9 protein-coding genes are annotated in these 10,482 nt (G+C 65.0%); 3 read left to right on the forward strand and 6 right to left on the reverse strand.

What is annotated here, in order from left to right; all coding sequences use genetic code 11:
- Nucleotides 1–180: 180 nt before the first annotated feature.
- The 6 genes from AC1D00_RS11240 to AC1D00_RS11265 form a co-directional block, all read right to left on the reverse strand.
- Nucleotides 181–1,410 (reverse strand): ABC transporter substrate-binding protein, encoded by a 1,230-nt coding sequence (locus AC1D00_RS11240; RefSeq protein WP_025575796.1) that lies wholly within the window; start codon nt 1,408–1,410, stop codon nt 181–183.
- A gap of 26 nt (nt 1,411–1,436) precedes the next feature.
- On the reverse strand, nt 1,437–2,456 hold the full coding sequence (locus AC1D00_RS11245) for a branched-chain amino acid ABC transporter permease (RefSeq protein WP_025575799.1): 1,020 nt from the start codon (nt 2,454–2,456) through the stop codon (nt 1,437–1,439).
- Between the two features lie 2 nt (nt 2,457–2,458).
- Entirely contained in the window at nt 2,459–3,337 is an 879-nt protein-coding gene (locus AC1D00_RS11250) for a branched-chain amino acid ABC transporter permease (RefSeq protein WP_025575800.1), read from the reverse strand.
- A 12-nt stretch (nt 3,338–3,349) separates the two neighbouring features.
- The gene (locus AC1D00_RS11255) at nt 3,350–4,063 is read right to left on the reverse strand and encodes an ABC transporter ATP-binding protein (protein WP_025575802.1); all 714 of its coding nucleotides are present in this window, start codon (nt 4,061–4,063) and stop codon (nt 3,350–3,352) included.
- On the reverse strand, nt 4,060–4,857 hold the full coding sequence (locus AC1D00_RS11260) for an ABC transporter ATP-binding protein (RefSeq protein WP_025575804.1): 798 nt from the start codon (nt 4,855–4,857) through the stop codon (nt 4,060–4,062). The genes AC1D00_RS11255 and AC1D00_RS11260 overlap by 4 nt, the downstream gene beginning before the upstream one ends.
- A gap of 66 nt (nt 4,858–4,923) precedes the next feature.
- The gene (locus AC1D00_RS11265) at nt 4,924–5,790 is read right to left on the reverse strand and encodes an IclR family transcriptional regulator (protein ID WP_477010727.1); all 867 of its coding nucleotides are present in this window, start codon (nt 5,788–5,790) and stop codon (nt 4,924–4,926) included.
- Nucleotides 5,791–5,920: 130 nt separating this feature from the next.
- On the opposite strand from AC1D00_RS11265, the gene AC1D00_RS11270 reads away from it, so the two are divergent.
- The 3 genes from AC1D00_RS11270 to AC1D00_RS11280 all read left to right on the forward strand — a co-directional run.
- Complete coding sequence (locus AC1D00_RS11270; RefSeq protein ID WP_025575808.1) at nt 5,921–8,017, forward strand: 3-hydroxyacyl-CoA dehydrogenase NAD-binding domain-containing protein; 2,097 nt, start codon at nt 5,921–5,923, stop codon at nt 8,015–8,017.
- 220 nt (nt 8,018–8,237) lie between these two features.
- Entirely contained in the window at nt 8,238–9,920 is a 1,683-nt protein-coding gene (gene pimA / locus AC1D00_RS11275) for a dicarboxylate--CoA ligase PimA (protein ID WP_477010728.1), read from the forward strand.
- On the forward strand, nt 9,917–10,482 hold a 566-nt coding region (locus tag AC1D00_RS11280), incomplete at its 3' end, for a thiolase family protein (protein ID WP_477010729.1). The genes pimA and AC1D00_RS11280, both read left to right, overlap by 4 nt.

Below are 10,482 nucleotides of genomic sequence, written 5' to 3' on the forward strand. Positions count from 1 at the left end.
GAACTGCACAACGCGAGTGCAGCCGAAAGGGCCGCAACCTGAAAACGACCGGCAGCCATTGTTCTCCTACCCCGAGCTGGATCAGGGCCGCATTGAACAAGATTGACGCCCGACGTCAACAAAAAGCCCCCGCGAGCGATCGCGGGGGCTTCCTTGCGGTTGGACTATTGCGTCAGCGTGTCACTCGGAGGCGACGTCGCCGCTGATGATCTCGCCGAACAGTTCCCACCTCTCGCCCTTGAAGCGCTGCATCTGGAGCTGCGCGATCGGGGCGAAATCGGTGGCGCCGGTGTTGATCTTGACACCGGGGAGCAGGGTGTCCGGTGCAAAATCCTTCAACGAAGCGGCTTGCTTCATGAGGTTGGCGCGGGTGAGATCGTCACCGCACATTTCCAGCGCCTTGGCGAGCGTCGACGCGGCGCCATAGCCGTAGACCATGCTGGTGTCGGACTTGTCGGCACCCGGCATGTACTTGTCGACGAACTCGTTCCACTTCTTCATGCCGGGGTCGTTGTTCCACTGCGGATCCGTCGAGTCCTTGGCATAGGCTGCCGACAGCACGCCCTGCGCATTCTCGAAGCCGGCCGGCTTCATCACGCTGCCGACCGAGATCGACACGTTGGTGAGGATCTGGAGCGGCTTCCAGCTGAGCTCGGCGGTCTTCTTGATGGTCTGGGCCGCGAACTTCGGGGTCGCATAGATCAGCAGCACGTCGGGATTGGCGGCCTTGATCTTGACGATGTGGCCGTCGATCGACGGCTCGGACACCTCGTAGCTCTCCTCCATGATGATGGTCGACGCCGCCTTGGCGCCGAGCCCATCCTTGGTCCCCTTGAGGTAGTCTTTGCCGAAATCGTCGTTCTGGTAGAGGATCGCGACCTTGGCGTCCGGCTTTTCCTTCATCAGCCATTTCGCGTAGATCTGCGCTTCGCTCTGGTAGGAGGGCTGCCAGCCTATGGTCCAGGGGAAGTTCTTCGGGTCGTTCCACTTGGTGGCGCCGGTGGCGACGAAGAGCTGCGGGATCTTCTTGGCGTTCAGGTATTTCTGGATCGCGCTGTTCGAAGGCGTGCCGAGCGGGTTGAACACGGCCAGCACTTCGTCGCTCTCGACCAGCTTGCGGACCTGCTCCACGGCCTTCGGCGGCGAATAGCCGTCGTCATAGGTGACGAAGTTGATCTTGCGGCCGTTGATGCCGCCCTTGTCGTTGATCATCTTGAAATAGGCTTCTTCGGTCTTGCCGATGATGCCATAGGCCGACGCCGGACCGCTGTACGGCATGATGTTGCCGATCTTGATCTCGGTATCGGACGCGCCGGTGTCGTATTTCTTCTGAGCGAGTGCTGCGCCGGAGCCGAGGGTCGCGACCGCCGTTACGAGTGCGGTGGTTCGCAGTATTCTTCCAAGAAACAATTTAGTCTCCTTCCTTAATGAGGTTTTCAGTTCTTCCTGAGCCTTCCGGCGAGTTGCTGGCCCATGATTGCGACTTGCCTTGCGCCGTGCGGCACGAGGTAGATGACGGCGAACAGGAGCACGCCGAACACGGCGCCGGAGAGGCCCTTGGAGATGCCCTCCGCGATGTTCGGCACGAAGATGATGAAGGCGGCACCGACGATCGAGCCGGGCAGCCAGCCCACGCCACCGACGACCATGCCGAGGAACAGCGAGATCGCCAGCGTGATGGTGTAGCTGTCCGGGGCCACGAACTGCACCGCGATGGCGCCGAGCGAGCCGGCGACGCCGGTGATGGCGGCGGACACGCCGAAGGCCAGCGTCTTGTACAGCGCGACGTCGACGCCCATGGCGGAGGCCGCGATCTCGTTGTCGCGGATCGCCATGAAGGCGCGGCCCGAGCGGGAGCGCAGCAGGTTCACCGAGAAGATGTAGATCGCGATCACGACCACGAGCGTGAAGTAGTATAGCCACATGTCCTGCGACATCGGCAGGCCGAACGGCGCATCGGGCTTGGTGACGACGAGGCCCTGCACGCCGCCGGTCCAGTGCTCGAGGAAGTTCAGCTTGAGGAGCTGCGGCATGGCGGTGGCGAGCGCGAAGGTCGCGAGCGCGAGGTAGACGCCGGAGAGCCGCAGCGCCGGCTGGCCGAACAGGAAGCCGAAGCCGAAGCAGACGACGCCGGCGATCGGCAGCGTCAGCGCGTAATTGACGTTGAAGTGCTCCATCAGCACCGCGGTCGTATAGGCGCCGACCGCGTAGAAAGCGCTCTGGCCGAGCGAGAACTGGCCGGAGCCGCCGGTCAGGATGTTCAGCGCCAGCACCGCGAGCCCGTAGATCAGGAGCATCGTCATCTGGAAGATGATGAAGTTCTTGACGAAGACGGGCGCGATCAGCAGTGCCGCGAGCACCACCAGCGAGGTGCCGGTGCCCAGCGTCATGGCCCGCTTCGGAACAGCCTCGACCGCCTGGTGGCCTTCGGCGACGACTTCTTCTGCTGCGCTCATGATCAAACTCGCTTGACGATGTGCCGGCCGAACAGGCCAGCGGGTTTGACGACCAGGACGGAGATGATCAGCGCGAGCGCGATCGGCAGTTTCAGCTCGTTGCCGACGCCGGGGATGTAGGTGCCGGCGAGGTTCTCGAAGATGCCGACCAGGAAGCCGCCGACCACGGCGCCGAACGGGCTGGTGAGACCGCCGAGCACTGCGGCGGCAAAGCCGTAGATCAGCACGCCGCCCATCATGTTCGGCTCGAGGAACACGACGGGGGCGATCAGCATGCCGGCGATCGCGCCGATCGCGGTCGCCATGCCCCAGCCGAGCGCGATCATCCAGGACGTGTTAATGCCGACGAGGCGGGCCGATTCAGGCACCGAGGCGGCCGCGCGCATGGCGAGGCCGATCCGCGTGTACTGGAAGAAGAAGTAGAGGCCGAGCAGCAGCAGCACGGTGACGCCGATCATGCCGGCCTGGTGGGTCGAGATCAGCTGGCTGCCGAGGAACGGCGAGGAGCCGAACGGGGTCGGATATTGCTTGATGGTGAAGTCCCAGATCAGGCCGGCCGAGGAGTTGATGATCGCGAACAGCGCGATGAAGCCGGCGACGTTGGTCAGCACCGGCGCCTTCGCCAGAGGCTTGAACAGAATGCGCTCGATCGCGATGCCGGCGACGAAGGAGAGCGCCAGCGTGATGACGAAAGCGGCCCAGTAGGGGATGCCCCACTGCATCAGCTGCCAGGAGATGAAGGTCGAGAACATCGCCATCTCACCCTGCGCGAAGTTGAGATGGTCGATGGCCTGGTAGATCATGACGACCGCGAGCGCCATGCAGGCATAGATCGCGCCCGTGGCGATGCCGGCCAGCACTTGGTTGGTGAACAGCTCCATCGTGCCGGCTCCTCAGTAACCCAGATAGGATTTGCGGATTTCTTCGTTGTTCGCGATGTCCTTGGCATTGCCCGACATCACGATGCGTCCGGTCTCGATCACGTAGGCCTGGTCGGCGAGCTCGAGCGCGAGCTGGGCGTTCTGCTCGACCACCAGGATCGACACCTTGTCCTCGCGGTTGATCTTGCCGAGGATGCCGAACAGGTCGCGCACGACCAGCGGCGCGAGGCCGAAGGACGGCTCGTCGAGCAGCATCAGCCGCGGTCGCAGCATCAGCGCACGGGCGACCGCGAGCATCTGCTGCTCGCCGCCCGAGAGCGTGCCGGCCTGCTGGGTGTGGCGCTGCTTCAGCACCGGGAAATGCGCATACATGCGCTCGATGTCGGAAACGATGCCGGCGCTGTCCTTGCGGGTGATGGCTCCGAGCTGGAGGTTCTCCTCGACCGTCATCGTCGTGAAGGTGCCGCGGCCCTGCGGCACGTGGGCGATGCCGAACCGCACGATGCTCTCGGTGGAGCGGTTGTTGAGCGGCTTGCCTTCGAACTCGATCGCACCGGTGGAACGCACCATGTTGCAGATCGCGCGCAAGGTGGTGGTCTTGCCGGCGCCATTGGCGCCGAGCAGCGTCGTCAGCGAGCCCTCGTTGAGCGAGAAGGACAGGCCATGGAGCGCCTGGACCTGGCCGTAATAGGCGCGTAGGTCCTTGACGTTGAGCAGCGTCGTCATTGGTCCTTGCTCCCGAGATAGGCCTTGATGACGTCGGGGTCCGCCTGCACCTGCGCGGGCGTGCCTTCCGCGAGCTTCTTGCCGAAATTGAGCGCGACGACGTGGTCGGCGATCGACATCACGAGGCCCATGTGATGCTCGACCAGCAGCACGGTCATGTGGCGGTCGTCGCGGATGCGGCGGATCAGGTCGCCGAGCACGTGGACTTCCTCGTGGTTGAGGCCGCCGGCCGGCTCGTCGAGCAGCAGGATCTTCGGGTCCGCCGCCAGCGCGCGCGCCAGCTCGACGCGCTTCTGGGTGCCGAAGGGCAGGCCGGACACCACGGTGTGGGCGACGTCCTCGAGGTCGAGATAGGCGAGGATCTCGTGCACCTTCTTGTTGACGTCGGTCTCGCTGCGGCGAATCCAGGCGAGGCGCAGCGAGTCGCTGATGATGTCGCTGGAGGTGCGCGCATGCGTGCCGACTCGGACGTTGTCCATCACCGAAAGGTTCGGAAACAGCGCGACGTTCTGGAAGGTGCGGCCGATGCCGATCTCGGCGATCCGGTGCGGCGGCCGCGACAGGATGCTCGCGCCCTCCATCAGGATGTCGCCGGACGACGGCTGGTAGAGCCGCGACAGGCAGTTGAAGAGCGTCGTCTTGCCGGCGCCGTTGGGGCCGATCAATCCGAGGATCTGGCCCTTGTGCATGTCGAAGGACACACCGTTGAGCGCAATGATGCCGCCGAACACGACGCTGACGTCGCGAACCGCGAGCAGGGGCGATGTCCCCTGCGCGAGCTGTGCCTGCGTCATCTCGTCTCGCCCGCGAATTTCAGTGGGCGACGGGGCGATGCGAACCGCTCCCGATCATGACAAAGGCTATCTGAACCCCTCGGCCACACGCGCAACTTTTCCTCCTGATTTCAGCTTTTTGCTGACTTCTTTTTTGGAATGCGGCATCAGACCCCCGAGTGCCGCTTCGATGTTCCTTACCATCGCAAGCAGACGCGGTCCAATGTCGTTGATCAAACGCTCTTCCGTGAAGCGGAATGCGGGCGCGCCGCAATTGAATGCGTAAGGTCCGGTTCCATCGTTGAGCTTGAGCGCGACGCCGGCGGCGCCGATGTCGTCGTGCCAGTCGCCGACGGAAATCGCAAAGCCGTATTTCGCGACGGTCTCGCCGGAACGTTCGAGGCCATCGCGCATCTTCGGCCAGCGGCTGCCGTAATGCTCGCGCAGGACGCGCGACAGCTCGGCGCGATCTTCTTCGGCCAGCGCCCAGAAATAGGCGCGGCCCATTGCGCTGGTTGCGATCGGCACGCGGGAGCCGACGTCGAGTTGAACGCCGACCGTCTCGCTGCCGMGGCTCTGCCCGAAATAGATCATGCTGTGACGGTCGCGGCCCCCGATCGCGACCGCGCCGCCGGTCGCGCGCATCACTTCCTCGCGAAACGGCTCGGACAAATGTCGAACACCGAGATTGGACAACGCCGCATAACCGAGCGCCATCGCGGCCGGCGCGAGCTGATATTTCTCGAAGCGGGGAACCGGCGTCAGATAACCGAGCTTCGTCAACGTGTAGGTCAGGCGCGAAACGGTCGGCTTGGGCAGGTTGGTGCGGGCCGCGATCTCCTGGTTGCCGAGAAGGCCGTCGCTGGGTTGGAATGCGCGCAATACATCAAGTCCGCGGGAAAGCGCGACGACGAAATTCCGATCGGTCGCAGTCTTCTTTCCTGTACGCTTCATCCCTGATCTGCTTCTTGCGCGGAGTCGTTGACAACGTGCGTGCTTCAAAATAACCCTGCCGTCAAGATGCGGAATTAAATTCCGCACCGCGAAATCGAACAAAAGTAAATCCCCACCAAGGAGGGAAACCGTGAGCGAAGTGGTCAAGCTTGAGCGTCATGACGAAGTCGGGATCGTCACGGTCAACAGCCCTCCGGTCAATGCGCTGAGTGCCGCAGTCCGCGGTGGCATTCTGGAGTGCATCAAGGCCGCAATCGCCGATCCCGCGATCAAGGGCATCGTGCTGACCTGTGCCGGCCGCACCTTCATCGCCGGTGCCGACATCACCGAATTCGGCAAGCCGCCGAAGCCGCCCGCCCTCAACGACGTGCTGTCCGAGATCGAGAACTCGCCGAAGCCGGTCGTTGCCGCAATTCACGGCACCGCGCTCGGCGGCGGCCTCGAGGTCGCGCTGGCCTGCCATTTCCGCGTTGCGGTGAAAGAGGCCAAGCTCGGCCTGCCCGAAGTGAAGCTCGGCCTGCTGCCCGGCGCCGGCGGCACCCAGCGCCTGCCGCGCGCGGTCGGCCCCGAGCTCGCGGTCAAGATGATCGTCGGCGGCGATCCGATCGGTGCGGCGGAAGCGCTGAAGAACGGCCTAATCGAGGAGATCATCGAAGGTCCGGCCTCCGGCGGCGAAGCCTTCGTCCGCAAATTGCTCGCCGAGAAGCGCCCGCTGCGCCGCCTGCGCGACGACGATTCCAAGATCGCGGCCGCCAAGGCCGACCGCTCGATCTTCACCAATGCGGTTGCCGCCATGACCAAGAAGTCGCGGGGGCTGGAAGCGCCGTTCGCGGCCGCCGACGCGGTCGGCTACGCCATCGATCTTCCGTTCGACGAGGGCCTGAAGAAGGAGCGCGAGGGCTTCCTCAAGCTCGTCGCCAGCGACCAGTCCAAGGCGCAGCGCTATGCCTTCTTCGCCGAGCGCGAGGCCAGCAAGATCGCGGGCGTGCCCGAAGGCACCAAGTCGCGTCCCGTCAACCGTGTTGCCATTCTCGGTGCCGGCACCATGGGCGGCGGCATCGCGATGTCGTTTGCCAATGCCGGCGTTCCCGTCACCCTGATCGAAACCGGCGAGGAGCAGCTCAAGCGCGGCCTCGGCATCATGCAGAAGAACTGGGAAGCGACCGCGGCGCGTGGCGGCATCCCGGCCGACGCGCCCGCCAAGCGCATGGCGCTGATCACCGGCGTCGTCGGCATCGAGAATGTCGGTGATGCTGACCTGGTGATCGAAGCCGTGTTCGAGACCATGGCGGTGAAGAAGGAAGTGTTCGGCAAGCTCGACCAGTACGTCAAGCCGGGCGCGGTGCTCGCCTCGAACACCTCGTATCTCAACATCGACGAGATCGCGAAGTCGACCAAGCGTCCGCAGGACGTGCTCGGCATGCACTTCTTCTCGCCGGCCAACGTCATGAAGCTGTGCGAGATCGTGCGCGCCGACAAGACCGCGCCGGATGCCCTCGTCACGGCCGTCACGATCGCGCGTAAAATCGCAAAGGTGCCGGCCGTGGTCGGCGTCTGCGACGGCTTCGTCGGCAACCGCATGCTGGCCCAGCGCGGCAAGCAGTCCGAGAAGCTGCTGTTCGAAGGCGCCTTGCCGCAGCAGGTCGATGCCGTCGTCACCAAGTTCGGCATGCCGATGGGCCCGTTCGCGATGGGCGACCTCGCCGGCCTCGACATCGGCTGGCGCTCGCGCAAAGACCGCGGCATCAAGTCGGAGATCGCGGACGCGCTCTGCGAAGCCGGCCGTTTCGGCCAGAAGACCGGCAAGGGCTACTACAAGTACGAAGCCGGCTCGCGCTCGGCGCTGCCCGACCCTGAAGTCGAGAAGCTGATCGACGAGACGCTGCTGCGTCTCGGCCGCAAGAAGCGCGCCGTCAGCGACGAGGAGATCCTCGAGCGCATGATGTATCCGATGATCAACGAGGGTGCGAAGATCCTCGAAGAGGGCATCGCGGCGCGCCCCTCCGACATCGACGTGGTCTGGCTCTACGGCTACGGCTGGCCGATCTATCGCGGCGGCCCGATGTTCTGGGCCGACACCGTCGGCCTCAAGCACATCGCCGATCGCCTGTCGTTCTACGCCAAGGAGACCAACGACCCCAGCCTCGAGCCCGCACCGCTGCTGAAGAAGCTCGCGGCGGAGGGCAAGACCTTCGCCTCGCTGGCGGCGGCGTCGAAAGCGGCGTGATCGAATTGGGCGCAGTGGCCGCGAAATCCGGCTCCGGGCGACTCCCTCTCCGTTCCCTCCCCCCTTGCGGGGGAGGGGCAGGGAGGGGGGTAGCCCCGGGTGAGGTCAGAGTTTGTGGCTACCCCCTTCCCCAACCCWTCCCCGCAAGGGGGAAGGGAGCTCGGGCAGTGTGCTCACCTCACTTGGAATCGCTGCTAGCGTCGCAGAGTAACGAACTGAAATGACCCATCCCGGCGAACAGTTTTATCCCGAGGGCGTGCGTTGGGACGACACCATCGTCCAGGGCTCGCTGCCTGACCTCTTGTCGAAAGCCGCCGCCGATTACGGCCCGCGCACGGCGCTGGAATTCCGCGACCGTCCGATCACCTACACCGAGCTCGCCGCGATGGCCGAGCGCGCGGCGGCGGCGTTCCTCCGCGCCGGCTGCGGCAAGAACACCTCCGTCGCGCTGTTCCTCGGCAACACGCCTGATCACCCCGTCAATTTCTTCGGCGCGCTGAAGGCAGGCAGCCGCGTCGCGCACCTTTCTCCGCTCGACGGCGAGATCGCGCTGACGCACAAGGTGTCCGACTCCGGCTCGCGCGTTCTGGTCACCTCCAACCTCGCCGCGCTGCTGCCGACCGCGCTGAAATTTCTGGAGAAGGGCCTGATCGACCGCCTCGTCGTCTGCGAGGACGACAATTGGGGCAAGGTCGGCACGCCGCAGGCGGCGATCCCCAACGATCCCCGCATCGTGACGTTCAAAGCCTTCGTCGAGGGCGCGGCCGCGCCGGCAGAATGGCCGAAAGTGACAGCCGACGACGTCGCCCTGCTGCAATATACCGGCGGCACCACCGGCCTGCCCAAGGGCGCGATGCTCACCCACGGCAACCTCACCTCGGCGGTGTCGATCTACGACGTCTGGGGCAAGCCGTCGCGCGCGACGCGCGGCGACGTCATCGAGCGCGTGATCTGCGTGCTGCCGCTGTTTCACATCTATGCGCTCACCGTCGTGCTGCTGTCCTCGCTCCGCCGCGGCAATCAGATCTCGCTGCACCAGCGCTTCGACGTCGAGGCCGTGATGCGCGACATCGAGGTCAAGCGCGCGACATACTTTCCGGGCGTGCCGACGATGTGGATCGCGATCGCGGCGCTGCCGGATCTCGACAAGCGCGATTTCTCCTCGCTCGCCACGATCGGCTCCGGCGGCGCGCCGCTGCCGGTGGAGATCGCCAGCTTCTTCGAGCGCAAGGTCGGCAAGAAGCTGCGCAGCGGCTGGGGCATGACCGAGACCTGCTCGCCCGGCACCGGCCATCCGCCGACAGGACCGGACAAGCCCGGCTCGATCGGCCTGATGCTGCCCGGCATCGAGCTCGACGTGGTGTCGCTGGACGATCCGACAAAAGTGCTGCCGCCGGGCGAGGTCGGCGAGATCCGCATCAAGGGCCCGAACGTCACCAAGGGGTACTGGAACAAGCCAGCGGGATCCGCGGAGGCTTTCATCGACGGCCGCTTCCTCACCGGCGACATCGGCTATGTCGATACCGACGGCTATTTCTTTCTGGTCGACCGCAAGAAGGACATGATCATCTCCGGCGGCTTCAACGTCTATCCCCAGATGATCGAGCAGGCGATCTACACCATTCCCGGCGTGCACGAGGTGATCGTGCTCGGCATTCCCGACCAGTACCGCGGCGAGGCCGCCAAGGCCTTCATCAAGCTGAGGCCCGACGCCAAACCGTTCTCGCTCGACGAGCTGCGCACCCAGCTCGCCGGCAAGCTCGGCAAGCACGAATTGCCGGCCGAGGTCGCCTTCGTCGACGACCTGCCGCGCACGCCGGTCGGAAAGTTGTCGCGCCACGAATTGCGCCAGCAGCAGAAATCGTCACAATCCACCAAAACCGTATCAGGAGGTCGCTCTTGACCGACGCCGTCATCGTTTCCAYCGCCCGCACGCCGATCGGCAAGGCCTATCGCGGCATGCTCAATGCCACCGAGGGCGCCACGCTGCTCGGCCACGCCATCGGCGAAGCCGTCGCCCGCGCCAAGGTCGATCCGAAGGAGGTCGAGGACGTCGTGATGGGCGCCGCCCTCCAGCAGGGGGCGACCGGCGGCAACATCGCGCGCAAGGCGCTGCTCCGGGCCGGCCTTCCCGTCACCGTCGCCGGCACCACCATCGACCGGCAATGCGCCTCGGGCCTCCAGGCCATCGCGCTCGCCGCGCGCTCGGTGATCTTCGACGGCGTCGAGATCGCGGTCGGCGGCGGCGGCGAGTCGATCTCGCTGGTGCAGAACGACAAGATGAACGGCTTCCACGCCCAGGACCCGGCACTGCTCAAGATCAAGGGCGAGGTCTACATGCCCATGATCGACACGGCCGAAATCGTCGCCAAGCGCTACGGCATCTCGCGCGAGAAGCAGGACGAATATTCGCTGGAGAGCCAGCGCCGCACCGCGGCCGCGCAGCAGGGCGGCAAGTTCAAGGA

The organism is Bradyrhizobium sp. P2_E8, assembly GCF_056403875.1.

Bases quoted from the DNA above. Each gene is read 5' to 3' on its own strand.
- AC1D00_RS11255 (WP_025575802.1), bottom strand. From the start codon at position 4,063: ATGACGACGCTGCTCAACGTCAAGGACCTACGCGCCTATTACGGCCAG.
- AC1D00_RS11260 (WP_025575804.1), bottom strand. From the start codon at position 4,857: ATGACGCAGGCACAGCTCGCGCAGGGGACATCGCCCCTGCTCGCGGTT.
- AC1D00_RS11250 (WP_025575800.1), bottom strand. From the start codon at position 3,337: ATGGAGCTGTTCACCAACCAAGTGCTGGCCGGCATCGCCACGGGCGCG.
- pimA (WP_477010728.1), top strand. From the start codon at position 8,238: ATGACCCATCCCGGCGAACAGTTTTATCCCGAGGGCGTGCGTTGGGAC.
- AC1D00_RS11245 (WP_025575799.1), bottom strand. From the start codon at position 2,456: ATGAGCGCAGCAGAAGAAGTCGTCGCCGAAGGCCACCAGGCGGTCGAG.